Consider the following 26,877-nt stretch of genomic DNA (forward strand, 5'->3'; position numbering starts at 1 on the left):
TTCTTTTTAATCTACTGCCTTCGTCTCTCTCAAATACAACTGTACTGTATTCTCTAAGCCTAAATAAAGTGCATCGCAAACTAATGCGTGACCGATGGATACTTCTAAAAGATTAGGAATGTTTTGTTGAAAGTATCGTAGATTATCTAAACTCAAATCGTGTCCTGCATTTAAGCCTAAACCTAATTCATTGGCTCTGGTGGCAGCCGTTACAAAATCACGGATAGCTAATTCTTTATTCTTGAAATAGTTTTCGGCATAAGGTTCTGTATAAAGTTCGATACGGTCTGTACCTGTTTCTTTTGCTCCTTCTACCATTCTTACATCGGCATCTACAAAAATAGAAGTTCTGATACCTGCTTCTTTGAACTGAGCAACTAAATCAATCAAAAGACTTTTGTATTTTACAGTATCCCAACCTGCATTAGAAGTAACTGCTCCTAAAGCATCTGGTACTAAAGTTACTTGTGTCGGTTTGTTGGCTAAAACCAATTCTACAAACTTTTTCTCTGATGGATTTCCTTCAATATTAAATTCTGTCGTTACTACTTCTTTCAAATCGAATACATCACGGTAACGAATATGGCGTTCGTCAGGGCGTGGATGTACTGTAATTCCTTCTGCTCCGAAACGCTCGCAATCTAGGGCTACTTTTACAACATTTGGATTGTCGCCTCCTCTTGAGTTTCTTAAAGTAGCAATCTTATTAATATTTACACTTAATTTAGTCATAACGCTGTTATTGATAAAGTCAATCTTGATTAGTCTTCTCATTTTTTCAAAATACTGATAAATGATAAACAATTCCTGATAACTGTTTTTTACCTTTGTAAAAAGAACATTTCTATTAAGACCTTTGTTCTTTAGAAGCTTCAAAGATAAGTATTTTGAAAAAGAATCATTTTCAAAATTACATATTTTCAAAATCTCAAATAAAATCATGTCATTAAAAACCAATATTGAAAGCGGCATTAAAGATGCCATGCGTGCTAAAGACCAAGACCGTCTTCGTACTTTACGTGCTATAAAATCACTCATTTTGTTAGAAGAAACTTCTGGAAACAATGCCAGTGGTGATTTATCAGCCGATGTTGAATTAAAATTATTGACAAAAGCTGCTAAACAAAGAAGAGATTCTTTAGATATATTCACAACTCAAGGTCGTGCAGACTTAGCTGAAAAAGAGCAAATCGAATTATCAATCATCGAAGAGTTCTTACCAAAACAATTAACAGAAGATGAACTTCGTGCTAAATTAGAAGAAATTAAAGTACGTGTGGGTGCTTCTGCTCCATCAGACATGGGTAAAATCATGGGCGTTGCTACGAAAGAATTAGCTGGTTTAGCTGATGGCAAAGTAGTTTCTGCAATGGTGAAAGCCATTTTGAGTTAGTTATTCACCTCACCCCCAACCCCTCTCCTGTTGAGAGGGGAGATTTGAACTCAAAGCTTTTCTCCCCTTCTCAAATGGAGAAGGGGCTGGGGGATGAGGTAACATATCTCTTTTCTATGCAACCAATCGATATTTTTATACTGCTACCTACCCTCTGGGGAGCTTACATTGGTTATCAACGAGGCATTATTATTGAAATCATTTCTATCATCGCTTTCGTTCTTTCTGTCATTATCGGTTTCAAAACGCTTGGTTTTGCCAGCGATTTGGCTTCGCCATATATGAGTAATACTGTCACCAATAAAATCATGCCTTATATTGGCTTTGGTGCTGTATTTTTCCCTATCGTTTACCTCATCAATAAATTAGGATGGGTTCTACGAAAATCTATCCGTTATACCGTTTTAGGCAATTTTGATTCTTTTGCTGGTGCTGTCGTTGGGGCTTTTACTTGGGCTTTTGGCATCAGTATTTTCATTTGGTTAATTACGGCAATCGGTATCAAAATTCCCGAAAGTGATTCTGAAAAAGTATATCTTTACCCACTCGTTCAACCGCTCGCTCCGAAAGTAGTTGAAAGAGCGATTGACATCGTACCCAAACAAATTGACAAGTTAAGGAAGTAAATTCTGAGTCTGATTTAAGCATGAAAACAATACTCATTCTAAATGCCCAAGTAGTCAACGAAGGCAAAATTCAATCGGCAGACGTTTTTGTAAAAGACGGTTTGATTGAAAAAATTGGTACAAATCTCTCTGGCTTAACAGCCGATACTGTGATTGATGCTGCTGGAAAATATCTTTTTCCAGGTGTAATCGACGACCAAGTGCATTTCCGTGAGCCCGGACTTACTCATAAAGCTTGTATTCATTCAGAAGCTCGTGCTGGTGTGGCTGGTGGTGTTACTTCTTTTATGGAAATGCCCAATACTGTTCCCAATGCTTTGAATCAGGAATTATTGGCTGATAAATACGACATTGCGGCTCGTACTTCTTTGGCGAATTACTCTTTTTACATGGGAGCTTCTAATGATAATATCGAAGAAGTACTAAAAACCAATATCCAAAATGTTTGTGGTATCAAGGTTTTTATGGGTTCTTCTACGGGAAATATGTTGGTGGATAATGAGAAAACTTTAGAGAATATTTTCTCGAAAAGTCCGATGTTGATTGCTACGCATTGCGAAGATGAAGCTACGGTTCGTGCTAATTCAGAAATCTATAAAGAACGTTTTGGTGATAATCCACATCCGAGAGTACATCCAGAAATTAGAAATGTGGAGGCTTGTTATAAATCGTCGTCAATGGCGGTTGAATTAGCTAAACGACACAATGCTCGTTTGCATATTTTACACATTACTACTGGCGAAGAAACAGCATTATTCAGCAATGATATTCCTTTGAAAGAAAAGAAAATTACGGCTGAAGTGTGCGTACATCACCTTTGGTTTGATGCTCGTGATTATGAAACGTTGGGTAACCAAATTAAATGTAATCCTGCTGTAAAAGCCGACGGACACAAACAACAATTATTACAAGCATTGTTGGATGATAAAATCGACGTAATTGCAACTGACCACGCTCCACATACTTGGGCGGAAAAGCAAAATCCTTATTGGTCTTCGCCATCAGGTTTGCCTTTGGTACAACATCCTTTAAACTTAATGTTGGAGTTTTATAAAGAAGGAAAAATTACGTTAGAGAAAATCGCCGAAAAGATGTCGCACGCTGTGGCAGACTGTTTTCAGATTTCTAAAAGAGGTTACATTCGTGAAGGCTACTGGGCAGATTTAGTATTGGTAGATTTGAACGAAAGTACTACTGTTACCAAAGAGAATGTCTATTATCAATGCGGATGGTCGCCATTAGAAGGACAAACTTTGCATTCAAAAATCACACATACAATCGTTTCAGGACATGTAGCTTTCCAAGATGGTACTTTCGACGAAAGTGTGACTGGTAAAAGAATGTTGTTTGAAAGATAAGGTTTTGCGTTGGGCTGTAAGCTTTGAGCGATGAGCTTTGAGCTTACAGTTTTTAAATTTGTTCGTGAGACAGGGACAGCAATTGTAGGGAATAAGCGGGTAAAAACAAAAATGGTGATATTGGAAATCTCCAAAACCACCATTTTAAATTATTTTATCTCAATAACTTACTCTACCTCAATCACAACGCCTGCCGTTTTAGGATGCGCCACACAAGTAAGAATATAACCTTGTTGTAATTCTTTGTCGGTAAGTCCGTCTTCCTCATCCATGTGTACTTTTCCTGACACACATTTTCCTAAACAAGCAGTACACATTCCCGCCTGACAAGAATAAGGCAAATCAATATCTTCACGCAAAGCCGCTTCCAAAATGGTTTCATGCGGTTTTACCAATACTTCGTACTCATTGCCTTCGTATTGAATCGTTACAGTTTGTGGTTTGATAGAATCATCTTCGTCTTCTACATGAATTTCATGAGAAGTATTTCCACCAAAATGTTCTTTATGAATATTATCCGTCGAAACATTAAACATTTTCAAAGCACTTTCTACTTGTTCCATCATTCCTTCTGGTCCGCATAAATAATACTCTGCTTTGGCAATATCAATTGCAAAATCTTGTTTCAAGAAAATTACGGCTGATGCTTGATTGATACGAGTTTTGTAGCCCGTCCAAGTATAAGAAGGTTTCGTCAATACGTGTAATACTTTGAAACGACCTTCGTATTTTAATTCTAACTCGACTAATTGTTTTTTGAAAATAATATCTTCTTCACTTCTTGAACCATAAATCAAATACACTTTCGAGCCTTGTTCTACTGGTAAAACAGATTTTAAGATTGACATCAAAGGTGTAACTCCTGAACCACCACCAAATAATACGATGGTACGTTCTTTCATTGGGTTGGGTTCAAGTACAAAATGTCCCATCGGTTCCATTACTTCGATGGCATCACCTACTTTTACAGAATCACACAAATAATTAGAAACTAATCCGTTTGGTACTCTTTTTACGGTTACAGCAATGGAAGCATCTTTGTTGGGCGAACTCGACATTGAGTAACTTCTACGTACTTTTTGTCCGTTGATTACTGGAATTAAGGTAAGAAATTGACCAGCTTTATAACTTACAGATTGATGTACTGGATGCCAAAAAGTAAAGGTTTTTGTATCGGGCGTTTCGTCGATGATTTCTTTTACTGTGAGATGAAAATATTTTACAGACATTTTATGATTACGAAATATTTTATGGAATGATATAAATCTAATTAGATAACGAAAGTTTAGCCTTTGAGTTTTACAAAAGCTTAGTTATAGTGACACAAAGGTAATGAAGAAAATACTTTTGGACACGTTTCGACTTGAGATTCACGCAAAACAATATATCTTATTTTGTGATTTTGGTGTAGGAAAAATGCGTATTTTTCGATGATTTACTGAATTGAATCCTTATTTCATTTAAAATTATTGGATATTTATGATGCGTATTATTACTCCTTTCTTGTTTTTGATGGTACTTGGGTTTTCGTCTTGCAATACCAATAAAGTATCGATGAAATCTACGGCTAAATTAATTCAGCAATCAACAACCTTTGCTCAGAACCAAACAGGAATTGTTTTTTATGATATTGCTGAACAAAAAATAGTTTTTGAACAAGAAGCAAATCGTTACTTCATGCCTGCTTCCAATACAAAATTGTTTACTTTTTATGCTAGTTTGAAAACTTTGGGCGATTCTATTCCTGCTTTTCATTATAAAGTATCGGGTGATTCCTTGATTTTGTGGGGAACTGGTGACCCGTCTTTTCTAAATCCAGATTTAGCGAAAAGTAAAGTCTATGATTTTTTGAAAAATCGTTCTGAAAAAATCTATTTCTCGAATGATAATTTCACAGGAACTTTCTTCGGACAAGGTTGGGCTTGGGACGATTACAATGATTATTATGCGGCAGAAATTTCAGGATTTCCAATTCATGGAAATGTAGTTCGATTCAAAGCAAATACACAAAAAACTTTGTCGGTCACGCCTAGACTTTTCGAGAATAAAGCTTATGAATGGTCGAATGAGAATAATTTTTCCATTCAGCGAGATTTAGGAGCCAATTTATTTAGTCATCCCAATACTCAAAAAATGAAGGCAAATTTTGTACAAGATGTTCCTTTCAAAACTGGCGTCGAAATTACCGTTGCTTTATTAAGCGATACTTTGAAAAAAGAAGTAACGATGATTAATAAAGCGCTGGATAAATCAGCCAAAGTATTTTATAGTTTGCCAGCAGACAGTTTATACAAAAGAATGTTGCACGTCAGCGATAACATGATTGCCGAACATTTAATGTTATTAAATGCCGATATTTTAACGGGCGAATTGAATGTTAGTAAAGGAATTGATGCCGCAAAAAAACAGTTGATGAGTGATTTACCAGATGCCTCAAGATGGGTGGATGGCTCTGGGCTTTCACGCTATAATTTGTTTACGCCAAGAAGTATCGTGAAACTTTTACAAAATATTTACCAAACAGTTCCGCAAGAAAGACTATTTAAATTACTTCCTGCGGCTGGAAAATCTGGCATTTTAAAGAGTTTACCTTCCAGCGAAGAAACTTTTATTTTTGCCAAATCTGGTTCTTTTAGCAATAATTATAACCTTAGCGGTTACTTGATTACTAAAAAAGGGAAAGTGTTAATCTTCAGCATTATGAACAATAGTTTCTTGAAACCAATGTCAGAAATCAGAAAAGAAGTAACGAAGATTTTGACGGAAGTGCATGAGAAAAACTAATTACTTCAATTCATACACAATTTCAGAATATCGTCGGGCTACAGGAATTACGAAATCACTTTCGTTCAAGTGTAATTTATAACCTTGTGCATTGCCCGTTACTTTGTCAACTTTATCAAGATTCACGATAAATGAACGATGACAACGAACAATTTGTGTTTGAGCAATCTGCCCTTCAAGCCTTGTTAAACTACTTCTGATTAATTCTTTTTGAAAAATATCTTCTTTCAGAAATACAACAGTCGAATAATTATCACTTGATTCTATGTAAAAAAATGAATTGGGCGATAAAGTAATGGTGTCTTTCCCGTTTTCGGCAATTAATATTATTTCGTTTGTTGTTGATACTTCTTCAATATTTTTTTCTGGAAAATGGCTTGGCTGAGGCGGTTTACTGTACTGTTTTAAGTAAAAAATATAGTTGATTAAAATAATGCCTGTGGCTGGAAATACGCCCAACACGAGTGTATAAATTACCATAGAAACCAGATTCAGCATATTGAAACCTTTTGCGATATAATATTGAGTATAAAGTACATTGATTGCCATGATTGAAAGCACATTCAAGGCAACCATTCCCATTTCTCTGCCAACCGTCCACCGTTCTTCTTGGAAGTAACTGGAGAAAAGCCTTTGAACACCGAAATAAATAAAAAGCATGGTAGCAGAAGTAATGACACCAAATCCTGTTAAGATGAGAACTTTTGAATCATCATGCCAATTAGCAATACCAAAAGGCTGAAAAAACATTAAAAATGCGCTAATAAAAATACCCGCAGTGAATGAAAGAAAAAGTTTTCGACGAGTAGAATCGTTATGTGGATAAGGTTGTTGAAGTATTTTTAGCATTTGTGATAAAGCCAATTTTTGTTTAGCATACAATTGGTTCACACGAAATTAATAAGAAGCCAGTCGAAATAAGAAAATGAATGCAAGAATACTTCAAAAAATAATCCTCAACATAAATTTATGCTGAGGATTATTTTTAAGAGATTGGATATTCTTTTAGTACTTCTCTCGCAATTACGATTTTCTGAATTTCAGAAGTACCTTCTCCGATGGTACAAAGTTTTGCATCTCGATAAAACTTTTCAACAGGAAAATCTTTGGTATAACCATAACCTCCAAAAATCTGAACAGCATCCGTTGCTACTTCTACTGCCACTTCCGACGCATAATATTTTGCCATGGCGGCTTCTTTTGTAAGATGCGTTCCTTCCATTTTAAGGTCGGCTGCGTGAAGCGTCATCAATTCAGCTCCATGAATTTTTGTTGCCATTTCAGCCAATTTAAAGCTGATTCCTTGAAAATTAGCGATGGCTTGTCCAAATTGTTGACGCTCTTGCGCATAACGAGCAGCGGCTTTCATTGCCCCTTTGGCAATTCCTAAAGAAAGTGCTGCGATGGAAATACGTCCGCCATCCAAAATTTTCATGGCTTGTTTAAAGCCTTCTCCTTCGTTTCCTAAACGAGCCGAAACAGGCACAACGCAATCTTCTAAAATTACTTCTGCCGTTTCAGAAGCACGCATTCCTAATTTATTTTCTTTTTTGCCAAATTTCAAACCAGTATTTGAACGTTCTACAATAAAAGCCGTGGCATTATCTCTTGTTCCTAATGCTCCTGTTCTTGCCATAATAACCAAAATGTCACTTGATTTTCCATGAGTAATCCAGCATTTTGAACCATTGATGATATAGTTGTCGCCTTCTCTGTGGGCTACACACTGCATTCTGGCAGAATCCGAACCAGTATTGGCTTCTGTTAAAGCCCATGCTCCAATAAAATTACCCGAAGCCAATTGGGGTAAATATTGTTGTTTTTGATTTTCTGAACCAAATTGTAAAATATGATTGGTACACAATGAATTATGTGCCGCAACCGATAAACCGATTGAACCACAAACCTGTGCAATTTCGTCGATAACTGCCACGTATTCATGATATCCTAAGCCTGCCCCGCCATATTCTTCTGGTACGAGTACGCCTAGAAAGCCTTGTTCGCCCAATTGTTTCATTAAATCTATCGGGAAAATTTGGGCTTCGTCCCATTCCATTACATGAGGACGAATTTTACGTTCGGCAAACTCTTTAGCACTTTGTCGGACTAAGGTTAATTGTTCTGATTTGTACATTTTTAAGTTGAATTGTTTGTTGAGATTGTTTAATTTACTTTTATTAATAGATTTTCTTCATTCTTTTGATTGTTTTCAATACATTAAATGAAAGCTATTTATAAAATTATTCTTTTATTTATTTGTAATTTAATGTTATTAAAATCAAAATAATACTGTAATATCTAAAAATAATTTTATTATGCAAGATACTCAAAGACATACTATCAGGTTGGAAGAGCTAGAAGGAGGTATTGTAAAGCTAGTATTTGGAAATCCGCCAACAAATGCCATGTCTATTGTACTTTTGGAAGAATTGGCAATGACCATAGAAAAATTAGGAGAACAAGAAGAAGTACAAATCATTATTCTGCAAAGTGAAGGTGATAGAACTTTTTGTTCTGGAGCAGATTTTACAGAATTGATGGCAATTGAAGACACAATGTCTGGTAGAATATTTTTTTCTGGCTTTGCCAAAGTGATAAATTCTTGTCGAAAATCTTCTAAAATAATAATAGGAAGAGTTCAAGGAAAAGCCATTGGCGGCGGAGTTGGCTTGGCGGCAGCAACAGATCATTGTTTTGCAACCCAATTTGCGGCTATCAAATTAAGCGAACTAAGTATCGGAATCATTCCTGCTGTGATTGAACCCGCAGTGGAACGTAAAATTGGACTTTCCTCATTTTCGGTACTTGCTTTAAAAGCAACAGAATTTTTTACTGCTGATTGGGCAAAAGAAAAAGGCTTGTACATGGAAATGTTTGAAACAACTACAGAAATGGACGAAGCCGTTCTTAGTTTGGCAAGAAGTTTATCAAAATATAATCCAGAAGCATTGAAGGAACTCAAAAGAATACTCTGGAAAAACACTGACCATTGGGATTCACTCTTGCTTGAGAGAGCTGAAATTAGTGGAAAGCTTGTGCTAAGTAATTTTACTAAAGAAACTTTACAAGCCTTTAAAGCCAAGAATGGATAGAAGTTTGTTTCAAATTGCAACATTTTCAGTTTGAATTGCGCATTTTTAATTTTAAGAAGTAATATATAACCGAAGCATATTTATAGTCATTACTTATCTCAGTTTTATACTTAGTATCTATTTTTCGAGATGAGAAATATTACTCAGGAGAATCTTTTGTGTTTTGTAAAAATAATTACTCAAATCTCCCTTGCATCTTAGCAGAAAAGTTGTAATATTAAAAGAAAGAGTATGACTTCCTAGCCGTCAATAACAGCAGATTCTTTCTATCGTAATAGAGTTTTAAGAGGCTTTTTTTGTGAAAAAATAATTGAATTGGCGAAAATCCCCTAAAACTCCAAATATTAAATTTTCAAAAAAAAATCTACCAAATTTTCAATTCTTAGGATATTACAATAAATTTGAATGGCGGAAGTATTTTACCGTTAAATAATTATATAACACTTTTTTACATTTAATTTTGGAATTTTACATGGATTTATTAGTTTTGTCCAAAATTAAATGCTCTATAATTCCAATTACCCAAATTACGATGCAAAATGGAAGATTATAATAAGATAATTGAATCGCTAGGCGTGAAGTTTATCAAGTCACGTAACATTAGAATATTACAACCTATCCGTATCAAAAACTTTTATGATGTAGAAAATACACTCTTGATTTTGTACAACGGCGAGGTTTCTTTTGGCGAGGAAGCAATCCATGCTGAGGTTGGAGACATGCTTTTTATCCCTGGTGGAAAAATGCTTTCGATAACCTATGGTAATGCTGACAAACCAAAAGCTATATCAAATGAGGAATTTATGACTCATAGAGAGTCTTATTTTGAATATAACCTTGAGCCTTCAAGAATCGGGCAAATGGAGAATTCATTTGGTATGGTTGCTTTTGAGGCAAAAGTTTTTGATTCGGTAAACTTCTTTACTTCTTTAGATATTCCACCATTCTTAATCAAAAGAGACGATAAACTAGCCCACATGCTAGCGGAGATTTTGAAAGAAGATATGACGGATATTCTTGGTAAAGGTCGTGTCATCAAAATTAAAACGGAAGAGATTGTTATCGAAATTATTCGTTACATCATCAAAAACCGTTTGTTTGTTGAACAATTAGCAACCAACAGTACTTATTTCAAAGATCCACGCTTGATTGATATTTTTGCATATATCAAAGATAATATCGGTGGAGATTTATCGAATAAAGTATTAGCAAACGTTGCAAACGTTTCTGAAGACTACGTTGGTCAGTATTTCAAAATGTTGACAGGTATTAATCCTCAAGATTATATCGAATATCAAAGAATGGAAGCGGCTGTAGGTTTGTTAAGAACTTCTAAGAAATCTATTCGTGCTATCGGTGCTGATGTAGGTTATAAAGATACTGCATACTTCTGTCGTCGTTTCAAAATGATGTTTGGTATTCCTGCAGGAAAAATGAGACGTAGAGAATCGTTAATGAATTTGTAATTAGCAGCTGTTAGCTTTGAGCGATGAGCTTCGAGATTATGTTTATAAAGTTGTTTAGATATTAGAAAAGCCGCTGAATTTCAGTGGCTTTTTTGATTTTTTTACATTCTAATAGTCAAATGAATGTTTATTCGATTAAAAATAAGTAAAAAAGCTCCGCAGAAATAAATCCTGCGGAGCTTTTTATAAAATGGATTGAGAGAAAAGATTCAAGACTTTAAATTATATAAAAAATCTCATGGCTTACTGCTCAATGCTGATAGCTTATTTAAAAAATTTCAATTTCACCACTTCTCTTTCAGATAAGAAACGCCAAGTTCCTCTTGGTAAATCCTTTTTGCTTAAACCTGCGAAAGTAGTTCTATCTAATTTTAATACTTCGTAACCTAATGATTCAAAGATACGTCTAACAATTCTATTTCGACCTGAGTGAATTTTAATACCAACAACCATTCCATCAGGCGTAACCATTCCTAGTTCATCTGCTTTGATTTCACCGTCTTCTAAAGTAACGCCCGCTTTGATTTTCTCGAAATGTTCTTCTGTCAAAGGTTTGTCTAATTCTACTTGGTATAACTTTTCGATTTCGTTAGAAGGGTGAGTCAATTTATCGGCTAATTCACCATCGTTCGTCAATAATAAAAGACCAGTTGTGTTTCTGTCTAAACGACCTACTGGGTAGATACGTTCTTCGCAAGCATTTTTCACTAAATCCATTACTGTTTTACGGTCGTTCGGATCTTCAGTCGTGGTGATAAAATCTTTTGGTTTGTTTACCAAAACATAAACCATTTTCTCACGATTCAATTTCTTCGTTCCGTACTTAACGATGTCGCCAGGTTTTACTTGATAACCCATTTCAGTAACGACTTCGCCATTTACTTTAATAGCTCCCGCTTTGATTAAATCATCAGCTTCACGACGAGAACAAACGCCTGAATTAGCAATATAACGGTTCAAACGTACATCTGAATTAGATTTATGCTCTGATTTTTCAATCAATTTCTGAACCTTTCTTGGCGCAGTATCTTTGTACTTATCAAGTTTGTAGTTCGGAGTCCATTTATCAGACTGTTCTACTGGTCTGTGTGCTTTAAAAAGATTCTCTCCTCCGAAATTTGCTTTGGCAGAACCAAAAGTTTTTTCGGGTCTTTCGCTTCTACTTTTTTTTTCAAAACTTCCTGCATCTGGACGAGGCTTGTTAAAGTCACCTTTATCAAATCTCTTGCCTACAGGCTTTCTTTTATCTACAAACTCTTTGCGTTCAAAAGCTGGCTTATCACCTTGTGGTTTAAAGTCACGACGCTCTGAGTTAAATTCTCTTCTTTCACCTTGTGGTTTGAAGTCACGACGTTCACCTGAATTGAATTCTCTTCTTTCACCTTGTGGTTTGAAATCACGACGTTCACCAGAGTTAAATTCTCTTCTTTCGCCTTGTGGTTTAAATTCACGACGTTCGCCTGAGTTGAATTCTCTTCTTTCGCCTTGTGGTTTAAATTCACGACGTTCACCTGAGTTGAACTCTCTTCTTTCTCCTTGTGGTTTGAAATCACGACGCTCGCCAGAGTTGAATTCTCTTCTTTTGCCTTGTGGTTTAAATTCACGACGTTCACCAGAGTTGAACTCTCTTCTTTCTCCTTGTGGTTTGAAATCACGACGCTCGCCAGAGTTGAATTCTCTTCTTTCGCCTTGCGGTTTGAAATCACGACGTTCGCCTGAGTTAAATTCTCTTCTTTCGCCTTGTGGTTTGAATTCACGACGTTCACCTGAGTTAAATTCTCTTCTCTCACCCTGTGGTTTGAATTCACGACGTTCACCTGAGTTGAATTCTCTTCTTTCTCCTTGTGGTTTAAATTCACGACGTTCGCCTGAGTTAAACTCTCTTCTTTCGCCTTGTGGTTTAAATTCACGACGTTCGCCTGAGTTGAATTCTCTTCTTTCTCCTTGTGGTTTGAAATCACGACGTTCGCCTGAGTTGAATTCTCTTCTTTCTCCCTGTGGTTTAAAATCACGACGTTCGCCTGAGTTGAATTCTCTTCTTTCTCCCTGTGGTTTAAAATCACGACGCTCGCCTGAGTTAAATTCTCTTCTTTCTCCCTGTGGTTTAAAATCACGACGCTCGCCTGAGTTAAATTCTCTTCTTTCGCCTTGTGGTTTGAAGTCACGACGTTCGCCTGAGTTGAATTCTCTTCTTTCTCCTTGAGGTCTCTCGCCTCCGTAAGTCTTTCTTGCAGGCACTTCACGTCCTAATTCACGGCTTAACTCGTCTTTTCTTTCACGAGTTTGTTGTCTTCTCTCGAAGCCCAAATCTTCTTTTTCGATTCGCTTTCTCATTGTTAATTTTATCGACGATTCCAGAAAATTATCTGTTTCTAAATCGCAGATGTCTTAGTTAAAATATTGCAACATCACTGCTGTAAAATAAAATTTTCAAATGGCTGAATAGCGAAATAATTTATTGAATAATTAAAAATAAGTTATTCACTTTCAGAAACTTAAAAATTACCTTTTGGCAAAAGGCTCGCAAAGGTACAATATATTTTAAACTTTAAATACTTATTAAAGTACAAATTTTCAAATATTTTTTTCTTGGTTTATTAAGTCTGATTTTACTAACTCGAAGCTTCTCGAAATGCGGTAAAATAGCATCCTAAAAACTCCCTGTTTTATCAATTTAGATTTGTTTGAATTTTAAGACTAAATTAAAATCTATCAAGTACAATCATTTTACGCCAAAACTCGTTTATAAATTGGTTATATTTACCGTATTCTGAGTAATTTTTACTCCTTTTAAAGGTTTGTGAAAAGGTAAGTTTAGCTTACTCAGATTAATCAAATCAATTCTCTTAAAGAAAACTATGCAAAAATTTCGTCAACTTATAGCTCTTTTCTCAGCGATAATCTTGTTGAATAGTTGTAATTCAGCACTTCAATCGTTTAAAAAAGGTCAGAAAAAATTTGACAATGGTGAATACGAATTAGCCATTAAAGAATTAAAAAAGGCATCTGCAGCAAATTATGAATTGGCTAAAACGAATTATTTACTTGCCGAATCGTTTCGATTATCAAATCGTAGCATTTTAGCAGGCGAATTTTATGAAAAAGCATTAGCTGCGGGAAGCAGAGAAAATGATTTGCGTTATCACTTGGCTACCACGCAAAAAATGCAAGGGAAATATCAAGAAGCTGCTCAAAATTTAGAGAAGTATCTTTCAGGAGTGCCAAGTAAATTATTCAAAAGTAAAGCCCAAGCTGAAATCGACCAATTAGAAGAAGTAGAAGCTTTGGCCAATAAAAAAACGTACATCGAATTAAAACCTTTGAATATCAATTCTACTGGAGCTGAATTTGCTCCGATTATTCAAGGAAACGATTTGATTTTTACGGCTTCACGCAAAGACATTATCTATAAAAATAACGGTTTACCTTACTTGGGTTTATACAGAGCGGCTTTGAATAGTCCAACAGAATTGGGTAATCCAACACTTTTCAGCACGACAATCTTCAAAAATAATGCGAATGAAGGAACGCCAACATTTTCAAAAGATGGCAAAATGATGGTTTTTGCTAGAGGAAATGCAGGAAAACGTTCAGATGAATCTCCAGATGTTGATTTATACATTTCAAGAAATATTGATGGCGTTTGGACAGAACCAGAAATCATCTCAGTATCAGACTCTTTGGCTTGGGACGGTTGTCCATCTTTTTCTGCCGATAATAAAACCCTTTATTTTGGTTCAAATCGTGCAGGTGGAAAAGGTGGTATAGATTTGTATCGTGCCAATATTGACAATGCGGGTAGATTCGGCAGAGCTATTAATTTAGGAGCAGACATTAATACCGCTGGCGATGAAATGTTCCCTTATGTTTCAGCAGATGGAAAATTATATTTTTCTTCGGATGGACACGCAGGTTTAGGAGGTTTAGATTTATTTGTGGCAACTCGTAAAAATGGAGAAATTTCAGTAGAACATTTAGGGATTCCATTGAATTCTCGTTTTGATGATTTTGGTTTGGTTGCGATAGATTCTACCAAAGGATATTTTGCTTCAAATCGTGATTCTGGGAAAGGTGATGACGATATTTATTATTTCGAGAATACTCAGCCAGATAAAAAGTACGATGTTCCAGTAATTGCTAAGGAAACGCCTAAAAAGAAAATTATTCGTTACTTTTTGGCAGGAAGTATTACTGATATGAATAATCAGCCATTGGATGAAGTAAAAGTGGCAATTATTGATAACTCAACGAACCAAGCCATTGAGGAAATTTACACAAAATCGGAAGGTACTTTTGGCAAAGTGAAAATGGAAGAAGATAAATCTTATACGATTGTCACTGAAAAAAATGGTTATTTCACCAAACGTGAACCTTTTACGATGCTTGGAAAATCGGTTCCATTAGAGCTTCTCACAAAAGCGGAAACGGATACTACTTTTTATGCAAGTATTAAATTAGATAAACCAGAAGTAGGGAAAGAAATCACAAAAATCTTTCAAATCGCTCCGATTTATTATGATTTAGATAAAGCAGATATTAGAAGTGACGCTTCACCAGAATTAGATAAAATTGTTCAGATATTAAAAGATAATCCGACCATTAAATTGGAATTAGGCTCTCATACCGATTCAAGAGCGACGACAGAGTATAATGCCAAATTATCGCAAAGAAGAGCAGATGCAGCAGTTGCTTATATTATCTCAAAAGGAATTTCTTCTGCCAGAATTGTCGCTAAAGGCTATGGTGAAAGTCAATTAGTAAACAAATGCGCTGACGGTGTGAATTGTACCGAAGAAGAGCATCAGCTAAATCGTAGAACAGAGTTTAAAGTATTATCGGTGAAGTAATAACTGACACATAAATAAAAAAAGCGGAAGACCTAAATCTTCCGCTTTTTTTATGACTAATTTAAAATTACTTCTCGCTTATCTTCTGGAAAAATAAAATTGATTGGCTTTGAAACCTTTTCTTCCATCAAGGCAATTTTCAGTACTTCATCTACCATATCTACATAATGGAAAGTTAGATCTGAAATATAAGACGGCGTGATTTCTTCGATGTCTTTTCTGTTTTTATGACACAAAATAATCTCTTGAATTCCTGCACGTTTAGCGGCTAAAATCTTTTCTTTGATACCACCAACTGGTAATACTTTACCACGCAAGGTTACTTCGCCAGTCATAGCCAAATTAGGCTTTACTTTACGCTGTGTTAAAGCCGAAGCAATCGACGTTGTCATCGTAATCCCTGCCGATGGTCCATCTTTAGGAACTGCACCTGCTGGAACGTGAATATGAAGGTTATAATAATCGAAAATACGATAGTCAATACCATATTCATCGGCATGGGCTCTCAAATATGAAAGCGCTGCCATTGCAGATTCTTTCATTACATCACCTAATTGACCCGATAAAGTAACTCCACCTTTCCCACGATTCAAGATTGATTCTATGAATAAAATATCGCCACCAACGGGTGTCCAAGCTAAACCTGTCACTACGCCTGCGGTATCGTTTGTTTCGTACAAATCTTTATCGAAGTACTCTTGTCCCAATAACTTCACAACCTCCTCTGGTTTAATCACCTTTGGATATTCTTCTTGCATGGCAATTGATTTCGTTACTTTTCTAATCAATTTACCTACTTGTTGTTCTAGTTTTCTAACACCAGATTCACGAGTGTAGCCTTCAATTAATTTTTGTAAAGCAGCATCCGTAATATTCAAGGTTTTATTTTCTAAACCATGTTCTTCTTTTTGTTTTGGAACAAGGTGTTTTTTGGCAATTTGTACTTTCTCTTCCATTGTGTAACCACTGATGTCAATGATTTCCATACGGTCACGAAGTGCTGGATGAATACTATCCAAAGAGTTTGCCGTAGCGATGAACAATACTTTAGAAAGATCATATTCAATTTCCAAGTAATTATCCATGAACGCATTGTTTTGCTCTGGGTCAAGTACTTCTAACAAAGCCGAAGAAGGATCGCCACGGTGGTCTGAACCAACTTTATCAATTTCGTCTAAAATAAAAACTGGATTCGCTGAACCTGCTTTTTTAATATTTTGAATTAATTTTCCCGGCATAGCACCGATGTAGGTTTTACGATGTCCTCTGATTTCAGATTCATCATGTAAACCACCCAATGCCATTCTTACATATTTTCTACCTAAAGCTTTGGCAACAGATTTCCCTAGAGAAGTTTTACCAACGCCTGGAGGGCCGTATAAACATAAAATTGGAGCTTTCATATTGCCCTTCATTTTTAATACGGCTAAGTATTCTATGATTCTTTCTTTTACCTTTTCTAGTCCGAAATGGTCTGAATCAAGTACTTTTTGGGCTTTCTTGAGGTCGAAATTGTCTTTCGTGATTTCATTCCAAGGTAAATCAACCAATAATTCAACATAATTCATCAACATCGGATATTCTGCCGACATCGAATTGGTGCGTTGTAATTTGGCTAATTCTTTTTGGAAATGGTCACCAACTTCCTTACTCCATTTTTTGTTCGCTCCTTTTGCTCTGATTTTATCAAGTTCGGCTTCTGGACTATCAACGCCCAATTCTTCTTGCAAAACTTTAATTTGCTGACGCAAATAATAATCACGCTGTTGCTGATCAATATCACTACTTGCTTTACTTTGAATTTCACGCTTGATTTCCAATAAATCAATATCGGTCATCATCAATTCAAGTAATTTTCTAGCCTGCTCAAGTCCATTAATTGTTTCTAACAATTGTTGTTTTTCGGCTAGTTCAGCATTGACATTGGCAGAAAGGAAGTGAATCAGAAAGTTTGGAGATTCAATATTATCTAAAGCAATTTGTGCTTCACGAGGAATTTCTGGGTTCAAGAATAAAATCCTTGTAGCCATTTCTCGCAAAGATTGAATCAAAGCTTTGTTTTCTTTATTGAGTTTAGAAGGCAAATTATCTTCTAAATATTTTACTTTCGCAATAAGGTTTGGCTCTGTTTTGATATAATTATCTACTTCAAAACGCTTGCGTCCTTGAACAATAATCGTAGTGTTTCCGCCCGGTAAAACAATCATTTTAATGATATGCGCTACCGTTCCAACTTTGTATAAATCTTCACCAACGGGTTCTTCTTTATTCGGATTGGCTTGTGTGATTACACCAATGGTTCTATTTCCTTTGTAAGCTTTTTTGACAAGTCGAACAGATTTTTGTCTTCCAACGGTAATTGGAATTACCATTCCGGGGAATAAAATAACATTTCGAATAGGTAATATTGGTAATTCGTCAGTAAGTTTTCCAAGTTTTTCATCATCAACTCCTTCTGAACCAAGAGGAATTAATTCAATGCCATCGAAATCAGAAATTTCGGCAAGCTTAAGGTTATTTAAAAAGTTTTTATCTAGACTCATATTATGTATTATGCAAATTTGGAAATATGTAATGTGATGATGTAGCTAAGCTGGCTAAACACGATTTAATTTAAGTGGAGAATAGTTTGAAATTTAGTAAAGACTATTTCCAAATTCAAATGAATTGTTCTGCCACAATGACAGAAGTTATAAAATTACACTTAAAAATTATACAAACAAATTTCATTTATTAAACGGTCAAACCTTATGCCAATTGACATATTGACATGTGTTTAATAGGATGTACAAAGGTTTTTTACTCTTTTTACTCCGTTTTGTTAAAAATTATGCTGAAAGACTAAAGACAAAATCCTTTCGTTATGATTGAAACAAAAAACAATCATTTAAAATCTCACATTGATTATTTTAATTCACCCATAAAGTAGTGGTTTTATGTTGAACATCTTATGCTATTTACTATGAAGATGATTTTGAAATGTTTGGGATTCCATTCATTTGAAATAATTACCTGACCACTTTTACAAAGTCCCGATTCAGCAATGGTCGGGATTTTTGTTTTTCATCAGAAAAAGGCTAAGTTTAGAGAGTAATTCGGTACTTCAAAAACAATCTAAAATCATTGTTGATAATTCAATAATGAACCTTAAAACATGAAAAACATTAAACTGATAGAATGCCCACGAGATGCCATGCAAGGCTGGGAAAGGCAAATTCCGACGGAACAAAAAATTACTTATCTCAAACAATTATTACAAGTTGGTTTTGACACGCTTGATTTCGGTAGTTTTGTTTCACCAAAAGCGATTCCTCAAATGGCAGATACAGAATTAGTGTATCGTGCTTTGGAAGAAAGTAATTCTCCAACGAAATTATTAGCTATCATCGCTAATTTACGTGGAGCAGAAAAGGCGATTACTTTCGAAAAAATCAAATACTTAGGTTTTCCATTTTCTATTTCAGAAACTTTTCAACAACGAAACACGAATATTTCTGTTGAAGAAGCTTTTAAAACAGTAGAAGCCATTCAAGCACTTTGTTTGAAGAATGATAAAGAATTGGTTGTGTATTTTTCAATGGCTTTTGGGAATCCTTATCAAGATGTTTATGATGTTGAAATTGTAGCGAATTGGGCTGAAAAGATGGCAAATCTTGGCATCAAAATTATTGCGCTTTCGGATACTGTTGGTTTGGCAAATGCTGAAATTATTTCATCAATTTTCAATACTTTAATTCCAGCTTATCCGAATATTGAATTTGGCGGACATTTTCATGCCAGTGCTGATGCTTGGTTACCCAAAATACAAGCGGCTTATGAGGCTGGTTGTACTCGTTTTGATGGAGCCATCGGAGGCTTTGGCGGTTGTCCAATGGCAGAAGATGAATTAGTTGGTAATATCAACACCCAAAACTTGGTTGACTTTTTCGAAAATCAACAAATTGATTTAGGACTAAATTTATCTGCTTTCAGAAAAGCTGTTCAAGAAAGCTGGAGTGTTTTTATATGAGATTTTGGAAATCTACAACATGATAATTACCTTGTTTACATTATTATTTCTATAACATTTTACACATACATTTTCATGAAAAAGCTTCTATTGATTCTACTACTTTTACAAAGTACATTTTCTTTTTCCCAAAAATTTGGAGCAAGAATTGGATTCAGTTTTTCTGACCAAATTATTAGTTTTCCCAACATCGGTTTTTTGTATGAAATACCACTAACTAACAAATTATCACTAAGTACTGAGTTAAATAGAACAGTGCGAGGGCATATTGCTAAAGTAACCTATTTAGATGGGATAGGTAGGGTTTTAGCTTATGAAGATGAAGGAATAGTTAATTCCTTTGTTGAATTGCCAGTACATTTGAAACTTCATATTAACAAAAGCAATAACCCGAACACTGGCTTTTCGTTAAAAGCTGGTCCATATATTGGTTATTCACTAAAAAGAACGCTTTTTTTGAAAAGTGGGATGAGGGATAATGACTGGTTGAGAGATAAAGCTAAAGAATTTGACAGCTCTACACTTGGTACCTCAAAAATTGACTATGGAATAAATCTGGGATTAGTATATGGCTTAAAGAAAATTCCATTGAATTTTGAATTGAGATATTACAAAGGCTTTTCTAAACAAGAGCGACAAAATTTGTATTTATATGATAAGTTTCAACCAAATGACCCTTTTGATAATGGATTGAAAGATTATGTTGATGGACCAAAAATAAATGATATTGGTGGCTTTGAATGGGCAGTAGGATATAGGTTTTAATTTTATCCTAACATTCCGTCGCACTCAGAGCCAAACCAGCTTCTGAAGTTTCTTTGTATTTTTTAGACATATCTTTTCCTGTTGCTTTCATTACTTTAATGACGCTGTCCAGCGAAATTTTCTGTAAAGAACTATCGCCAGCAGTTGCTAGTAAAAAAGCATTATAAGATTTTACTGCTCCCATCGCATTGCGTTCGATACACGGAATCTGAACATAACCACCGATTGGGTCGCAAGTCATGCCCAAATGGTGCTCGATGCCAATTTCAGCAGCCGATTCCATAGCGTTAATATCTTTTGTCGCACAGTAAGTCAGCATCGCAGCAGCCATTGCCGATGCTGAACCGATTTCGCCCATGCAACCCATCTCAGCACCCGAAATACTCGCATTATGTTTTACCAAAAAACCAACTGCCGCTGCCGCCCACATACCATCTCTCATTAAAGAAGGAGCATAATGAAAATGATTTTTAATCAAATAAGTAATGCCGGGAATTACACCAGATGCACCCGAAGTTGGAGCCGTAACTACAATATTTCCAGCTGCATTTTCTTCGGAAGCAGCCAAACAATAGGCATTTAAAAAAATCAAAAAACTATCGCTCGTAATCGCCAAGTTTTTGGCTCTTTGATAAAGTAAGGGAGCTTTTCTACGTAGTTTAATGGTTCCAGGTAATACTCGATTATCCTTCAAGCCACGTTTTACGGCTTTGTGCATAAAATCTAAAATGGTATCTATTTTATGTTCGATTTCTTTTTTTGAAGCACCCGTCAAAGCCATTTCATTTGCCAACATGAGTTCTGTTAAAGTAATTTTTTCACGACTTAAATGCGCTTTTAATTCCTTCATACTGGTGTATGGGAAAGGAAGTGTCACAGTACTTTTAGTATTTTGTTTCTCTCCTTTTCGATAAATAAATCCACCCCCAATTGAATAATATTCATGTTCAAGTATCAATTGCTCTCCATCTTTCAATTTTAACACCATCGTATTGGCATGCGGAGAATCGTATTTTCCTTTGTGAAAGAAAAAATTATCTGCATTTACTTCAATGATGTATTCATGGAATTTGACTGGATATTTTTCAGCAGGATTTTTGAGAATTTTCAGAAATTTAATAGGGTCGCAAGCATCTGGTTTCCAACCTAACAATCCCGCAACTATTGCTCTGTCTGTGCCATGTCCTTTGCCTGTAGCACTTAACGAGCCGTATAAATGTATTTCAATGTTAAGGTTTTCGGAAGTTATTGACGATGATAAAAGATTAATTTCTTTCAGGAAGTCAAAAGATGCTTTCATCGGACCAATCGTATGTGAGCTTGATGGTCCAGGTCCAACTTTGAATAAATCAAAAATGGAAGTAGTAATCGCTTGAGAAGACATAAGTTTGTTGAAGTATTGAATTTTGATGTTAAATATACATCTTTTTAATAATCCTGGAGTCTGTTCATCAGCTACGTTTATTACTTGCTTAGAAACAGTAATATAAAAAACAGATTCAGACAAATTGAACCCAAAAAGTTGAGTTGCATAGTGTGTTTGTAATCAGCTAATTGTTCATTTTTTAATACTTTCAAAAACCAAACATTGAAGAAAATTAAGACTGGAGACATTACAAGTAAATAAACAATGAAAGCTGAAAAATTAAAGATTTCCTTTTCCTGAAAAAAGAAGAAAAAGCCAATAGTAACCAGTAGAAAAATGCCCGCAGTGAATAGAAAAGTACCTCTGATTCCCAATAATCTACTCATGGTTAAATCGCCTCTTTTGGCATCTTCTTCGTGTTGATAAATTTGTGTCATCGGATAAAACCCTAATAGATTAAAGCTACTTAACACAGCAGGAAACAAGTATTTTTCTTGCATTAAATCACTTATCAAAACATTATCAATCGCTTGAATAACGGTTAAATAAGTAAAAGCTCCCTGAAAAATACCAACCGTAATCCAGCTTAGAATAGGATATTTTTTGAGTCTGATTTTATCATTAGAATACGCTTTTGAAATACTGCTATAAATGAACAAAGCCAAAGCCAAAACCCAACCTGAAAGAAAGTAGGCAATGATTATTGCTAAAATGTCTAAAGCCCAAGCTACGTAAAAAAGCTCTTTGCTAACAGGCGGAGGGTTTTCTAAACCACCAATTGAACCTTCATCTTTATCGTAATAACTGTTGTAAGCATTTGAAGCTGGATATATCAGTAAATGCAGAAGTACGAAAACGCCAATGCTGATTCCTGTGTTTACATGATTTGTTTGGCTTAAAGCAAACCAATAAACGGGCATGAGGAAAAAAGAAAATGGAATCCTGAGATGCAAAAGAATATTTTTCATACTTCGATTATTGAGTGATTAAGCGAGTTAGTGAATGAGTGATTTTTAATATTCCAACTGAACATAATCTGTAAATTTCTTGATTCTCGTCGTTAACTGCGAGAGTTGCCGCTACGGTTTTTATATTTTATCATCAATCTGAAATCTAACATCTCAAATCCAAAATCATCAAGTGTTTTTCCAGAAATTACGGCTATAGATTCGCTCAAAAATCCAGCCTTTGGCTTTTAAACCAGCAGGAATGTAGGCAAAAGTCTCTTTCGGAGAAATATGTTCATAATACAAATCATCGTCGGTCAAGATAAGTGATTCGTATTTTTCCCCTGTTTTTACCGTAATATCTGCAAATGGCAATTCTTTTACATTTTGCTGGTTGTATTTTGCAATCTGCTCTTTCAATAACCAATCTGCTTGATAATTGGTTGAAGAAAACGGTTTCGGTTTATAGTTTCCTTCCGACACCGACAAAGCATATTCTAAATAACTTTTCAATAATTTTGGACCTTCGTTGAGCGTATCGCCAACATTTAATTGATGTGGCAAAATACTGCTGACAATCAGTATTTTTTCTTTGGCACGAGTAATCGCCACATTCAAACGATTTTCGCCTCCTTGCTGATTCAGCGAACCAAATTGCATACTCATTTTTCCGTTCACGTCTGGTGCATAAGCAATTGAAAAGATGATGATGTCTCGTTCATCTCCCTGTACATTTTCGATGTTTTTTACAAAAATTGGCGCAATGTTTTCAGCAGAATGATTCAACGCAAAAGCCTTTGTTTCTAATAAATCTTGAATCAAGCCTTGTTGTTTAAAATTAAAAGTAACAATGCCAATTGATTTTTGTGGAAAATCATTTTTGAGGTTTTCGACCAAATTAATAATCGTTTCGGCTTCTTCAAGATTACTATTGTTTTCCCAAATGCCATTTACTTTTAAGTATCGAATCGCAGGTTCTGCTTTGTTGATTTCATAAAAATCGGGCAAAAGCTGTAAAGTATTATTGTAGAAGTACTCATTTGAAAAATCAATTAAATCCAAGGAACGACTGCGATAATGCCCACGCAACTGTGTTTGTGGCAAGTACTGACAAGCCAAATCTAACAAAGAATCTACTTCTAATGCTGGCGAATCATCCGTATCATTTTCAAATTTTAGTCTGTATAAATCATTCGGTTGTAATTGTTTTGAATCGCCTGCAATCACTACTTGTTTTCCTCTGAACAGCGCAGGAATTCCTTGTTCGGCAAAACATTGTGAGGCTTCGTCAAAGATGATTAAATCGAAAAATGGTTTTTCAGTTTCCATCGGAAAAATAGCTGAAACCGTTTCGGGCGAAGCCAACCAACAAGGAACTAATCTGAAAATTTCATCTGAATAAGCCGCAATCAATCGCCTAACAGCCCATAATTTCCTTTTTTTGGCTACTTGATGTTTTAAATCACGATAAGTAACTACATTTTGCAAACGATTTTTCTCTAAGTTCTGATAGCTGAGTGTTCGTAATTTTAGCAATAAAATCTCTTTACTCAACTGCTGTTTTTGAAGTACAGCTTCTTGTAATTGATTTTCTAATTGACCTATTTTCAAAGAACTTACTCCTCTTAAAATCGGATTTTTAATTTCAATATCTTTTATCCAAGCCAGTTTTAAACTATTCAGAAAGCTATCAAGTGGTTTTTTTTCTTCAACAAATAAATGGATTACGGCTAATTCAGTGTGACTGCACTCGGCTTTCAAAGCGTCCAATTCTTGCATATCGTCAAAATGTTCTTGCAAGTATTTTATCACCAAAGTTCCGTGCTGTAAATGGGCTAATTCATTGATTTGAATCACTGATAAATTTACTTGCCAAAGTGCTTGTTGTTCTTCTAATTGGATTGACTTTTCAATTAGAAATTTTACTTTTTGCTGAAAATCTGACCAAGAAAAACTCGTCCATTCGTTCAGCGGAACATTTTTAATACTTCTAAAAATCGTTTCTGCTTTGGCTATTTGGTACAACATTTGAAAATGACGTTCGAACCAACGATAGCCTTTTCTCAACCAAGTAACTTCTTCGTTACTTTCTGCATTTTTTGAAAATTCATTTCCAAATAAATAAGCCCATTCTTTCCACCATTTTTCTAAACCTATTCTGTTCTGAATTCTTTCATGCAGTTTTTTCAAATCTTCTAGCCCAATACTTAGTCCGTTGGCGATAGCAAGCTGTTGAATTTCTTTTTTCTCTTTTGAAAACAGCGACCAATAAATGCTCTCAAAAGTATTGCTTTTGGCATGGATAGCTTTGCTTATTTTTCCAGAAAACGTCAATAAATCTGCACTTGACAAAGTAATTTCTATGCCTTGCCCCGCAAAAAACTGAGCAACTTCTGCTTCTAAACTTGAAATTTTAGTCGTATTAGTCTTGATTTTTTGTGACAAATTTCTGGCAAGAAGTTGATAGATTTTGTCTGTTGAAATACCATTTAACAGATTTTGTAGCTTTACTTTTTCAAGTGAAATTTTCTGGAGAGAGTCTAATGACAGTTTTTTGTCAAGTATTGTTTGAGATTGATTTTCTATTTCTTGCACAAAAAGCGTCAACTCTTTAATAGTCTTGGCAATCAGTGAAATATCTACTGGCTGACGATGCTGAAACGAAAGTCGATTTTGCCAAAAAAGACTGGCGTCATTATTCCCCAACTTTTCTTGATAAGCGAAGTACAACTTAAATTTCTCAACAAAATCCTTGATTTCGGTGAAATTGAAATATTTGTAATACGCTTCTAAATCAACAAAAGTATCATTTGCAGAGCTTGTCAAGTACAGTTCTTTGACAGAAATTCCACATTCATTTACGGCAAATAAAGCGTCTTTAAAAGTCTGTAATTCTTCAGAAGTTTTATCAATTTGTTTACTCTGCTGACTGAAATTTCTTTCGATAAAAATAGCATCCAAACTCTGATTTTGCTTTTGATAAGTATCGACTTGCTCAATCTGATGCAAAATTTGTTCATAAAGTGCTTTCCTGTCATTTTTAAAATCGTGCACATTGCCAACAAAAGCACGCATTCCAACTTTTGCGAGGCGTTCTTGCACAACATCCAAAGCCGCTCGTTTCTGACAAACCACCAAAACCTTTTTGCCTCTTGCCGTAAAATCGGCAACGAGATTACAGATTAATTGAGATTTTCCTGTTCCTGGAGGGCCTTGAACGACTAACGATTGTCCAGCTTTTACTTCTCGCAAAGCTTTTTCCTGAGAAATATCAATTTCAAAAGGCGTTAATAATTGTTCTTCTCTAATCTGAATTGCTTCTTCAAAATCATTCGGGAAAAGATTTTCAACCGTTTTATCTTCATTTTTGGCTAAAGTATCAATCAAAAATTGATAGTCTGGCACTAAAAAAGAACCCGCTTGCGGGAAAATTCCTAAAACCGCCTGTGGAAATAAAGTAAGTTCGCCGTTGCGTTCGGTACTTTCTAAAGTCGTTTTAGCAATTTTTTCAAAATGCGTTAATTGATTCGTGAAATTATCTTGATTGAAATTGATTTTTAAGGGAGAATTCTTCAAATACTCATACAATTGCGTTCTGAATTCAAGGGCATTTTTCGAAAAATCTTCCAACGAATTATCTAAAAAATCATCTGAGATTTGAATCTCGTTGAAGTAAGAATATGCCAGCAAAAAACTTCTATTGAAAATAACTTCGTCTCTTTGTTTTATTTGCCAGATTTCGCTCAAAGACTCATCTGTCCCTGTATTTTTCTGAGGAAGCAACACGCAATCGAGATGAACAGGAAAAAAAAGTAAAGGACAACGAACTACTGTTCCATCTGAAAATTTACCTTTTACAATCGGATAACCAATGTATAAATCTTCCGAACCACGCTCTTCTTCAATCAGTTTTTCATGCCTTGAAATCTTTCGTAGTTTCTTGCTGATTTCGTTTACTTTTTCAAAACGTGGATCATGTTTTTCGCAAAGCGTAATCGTATTTTTTTGAGCAATTAACTGCTCGATAAGTTGAAAAGAAGGAGTGTTTTGAAGAAAATCAAGTTCGTGAACATCTAAAAACTGCTCAGTTGCTGATGAAAGTAGCAAAGACTTATTCCTAGTACTCAGGTTAGTAAGTCTTTTTTGATATGATTTCAGGATAGAATGTAAAGTATTTTCTTCCACGATGCTTATTAGATGAACAGATTTATTCAAATTTACAGG

The 26,877-nt window shown here is 35.2% G+C and carries 18 protein-coding genes; 9 read left to right on the plus strand and 9 right to left on the minus strand.

Features of this window, described 5'->3' with window-relative positions:
- Positions 1 to 6 precede the first annotated feature (6 nt).
- Entirely contained in the window at positions 7 to 732 is a 726-nt protein-coding gene (locus tag VB798_RS10230; protein ID WP_323258504.1) for a pyridoxine 5'-phosphate synthase, read from the minus strand.
- Positions 733 to 940: 208 nt separating this feature from the next.
- On the opposite strand from VB798_RS10230, the gene VB798_RS10235 reads away from it, so the two are divergent.
- From VB798_RS10235 to VB798_RS10245, 3 genes are all read left to right on the plus strand, one after another.
- Complete coding sequence (locus VB798_RS10235) at positions 941 to 1,393, plus strand: GatB/YqeY domain-containing protein (protein WP_323258374.1); 453 nt, start codon at positions 941 to 943, stop codon at positions 1,391 to 1,393.
- Positions 1,394 to 1,509: 116 nt separating this feature from the next.
- Positions 1,510 to 2,019, plus strand: a complete 510-nt coding sequence (locus VB798_RS10240) for a CvpA family protein (RefSeq protein ID WP_323258375.1) — start codon at positions 1,510 to 1,512, stop codon at positions 2,017 to 2,019.
- Positions 2,020 to 2,039: 20 nt separating this feature from the next.
- Positions 2,040 to 3,377, plus strand: a complete 1,338-nt coding sequence (locus tag VB798_RS10245) for a dihydroorotase (RefSeq protein WP_323258376.1) — start codon at positions 2,040 to 2,042, stop codon at positions 3,375 to 3,377.
- 167 nt (positions 3,378 to 3,544) lie between these two features.
- Here the strand turns inward: VB798_RS10245 and VB798_RS10250 are convergent, their stop codons facing one another.
- Entirely contained in the window at positions 3,545 to 4,606 is a 1,062-nt protein-coding gene (locus tag VB798_RS10250) for a ferredoxin--NADP reductase (protein ID WP_323258377.1), read from the minus strand.
- Between the two features lie 250 nt (positions 4,607 to 4,856).
- Between VB798_RS10250 and dacB the strand changes: the two genes are divergently transcribed.
- Entirely contained in the window at positions 4,857 to 6,161 is a 1,305-nt protein-coding gene (dacB, locus tag VB798_RS10255) for a D-alanyl-D-alanine carboxypeptidase/D-alanyl-D-alanine endopeptidase (RefSeq protein ID WP_323258378.1), read from the plus strand.
- Here dacB and VB798_RS10260 read toward each other — a convergent pair whose 3' ends face one another.
- Positions 6,162 to 7,010, minus strand: coding sequence for a LytR/AlgR family response regulator transcription factor (locus VB798_RS10260; protein ID WP_323258379.1), 849 nt, complete (start codon positions 7,008 to 7,010; stop codon positions 6,162 to 6,164).
- Between the two features lie 136 nt (positions 7,011 to 7,146).
- Positions 7,147 to 8,295 carry an acyl-CoA dehydrogenase family protein gene (locus VB798_RS10265; protein ID WP_323258380.1) on the minus strand — a complete coding sequence of 383 codons (1,149 nt, stop codon included), beginning with the start codon at positions 8,293 to 8,295 and terminating at the stop codon, positions 7,147 to 7,149.
- A gap of 181 nt (positions 8,296 to 8,476) precedes the next feature.
- Here VB798_RS10265 and VB798_RS10270 point away from each other — a divergent pair, with 181 nt between their 5' ends.
- Entirely contained in the window at positions 8,477 to 9,253 is a 777-nt protein-coding gene (locus VB798_RS10270; protein WP_323258381.1) for an enoyl-CoA hydratase/isomerase family protein, read from the plus strand.
- Between the two features lie 539 nt (positions 9,254 to 9,792).
- Positions 9,793 to 10,719 carry a helix-turn-helix domain-containing protein gene (locus tag VB798_RS10275; protein ID WP_323258382.1) on the plus strand — a complete coding sequence of 309 codons (927 nt, stop codon included), beginning with the start codon at positions 9,793 to 9,795 and terminating at the stop codon, positions 10,717 to 10,719.
- A gap of 264 nt (positions 10,720 to 10,983) precedes the next feature.
- Here the strand turns inward: VB798_RS10275 and VB798_RS10280 are convergent, their stop codons facing one another.
- On the minus strand, positions 10,984 to 13,053 hold the full coding sequence (locus VB798_RS10280; protein WP_323258383.1) for a pseudouridine synthase: 2,070 nt from the start codon (positions 13,051 to 13,053) through the stop codon (positions 10,984 to 10,986).
- Between the two features lie 524 nt (positions 13,054 to 13,577).
- Between VB798_RS10280 and VB798_RS10285 the strand changes: the two genes are divergently transcribed.
- Positions 13,578 to 15,566 (plus strand): OmpA family protein, encoded by a 1,989-nt coding sequence (locus tag VB798_RS10285; protein WP_323258384.1) that lies wholly within the window; start codon positions 13,578 to 13,580, stop codon positions 15,564 to 15,566.
- Positions 15,567 to 15,622: 56 nt separating this feature from the next.
- Here the strand turns inward: VB798_RS10285 and lon are convergent, their stop codons facing one another.
- Positions 15,623 to 18,109 (minus strand): endopeptidase La, encoded by a 2,487-nt coding sequence (lon, locus tag VB798_RS10290; RefSeq protein ID WP_323258385.1) that lies wholly within the window; start codon positions 18,107 to 18,109, stop codon positions 15,623 to 15,625.
- A gap of 611 nt (positions 18,110 to 18,720) precedes the next feature.
- On the opposite strand from lon, the gene VB798_RS10295 reads away from it, so the two are divergent.
- Positions 18,721 to 19,575 carry a hydroxymethylglutaryl-CoA lyase gene (locus VB798_RS10295; protein WP_323258386.1) on the plus strand — a complete coding sequence of 285 codons (855 nt, stop codon included), beginning with the start codon at positions 18,721 to 18,723 and terminating at the stop codon, positions 19,573 to 19,575.
- A gap of 75 nt (positions 19,576 to 19,650) precedes the next feature.
- A complete protein-coding gene (locus tag VB798_RS10300) occupies positions 19,651 to 20,340 on the plus strand; it encodes an outer membrane beta-barrel protein (RefSeq protein ID WP_323258387.1) in 690 nt (229 codons plus the stop codon).
- Positions 20,341 to 20,347: 7 nt separating this feature from the next.
- On the opposite strand, the gene VB798_RS10305 is transcribed toward VB798_RS10300, so the two are convergent.
- The 3 genes from VB798_RS10305 to VB798_RS10315 form a co-directional block, all read right to left on the minus strand.
- On the minus strand, positions 20,348 to 21,724 hold the full coding sequence (locus VB798_RS10305) for an L-serine ammonia-lyase (protein WP_323258388.1): 1,377 nt from the start codon (positions 21,722 to 21,724) through the stop codon (positions 20,348 to 20,350).
- Between the two features lie 80 nt (positions 21,725 to 21,804).
- Complete coding sequence (locus tag VB798_RS10310; RefSeq protein WP_323258389.1) at positions 21,805 to 22,674, minus strand: UbiA family prenyltransferase; 870 nt, start codon at positions 22,672 to 22,674, stop codon at positions 21,805 to 21,807.
- 168 nt (positions 22,675 to 22,842) lie between these two features.
- On the minus strand, positions 22,843 to 26,838 hold the full coding sequence (locus tag VB798_RS10315) for an AAA domain-containing protein (RefSeq protein WP_323258390.1): 3,996 nt from the start codon (positions 26,836 to 26,838) through the stop codon (positions 22,843 to 22,845).
- Between the last annotated feature and the right edge of the window lie 39 nt (positions 26,839 to 26,877).

Source organism: Arcicella lustrica (assembly GCF_034930985.1).
Taxonomy (GTDB): Bacteria; Bacteroidota; Bacteroidia; order Cytophagales; family Spirosomataceae; genus Arcicella; species Arcicella lustrica.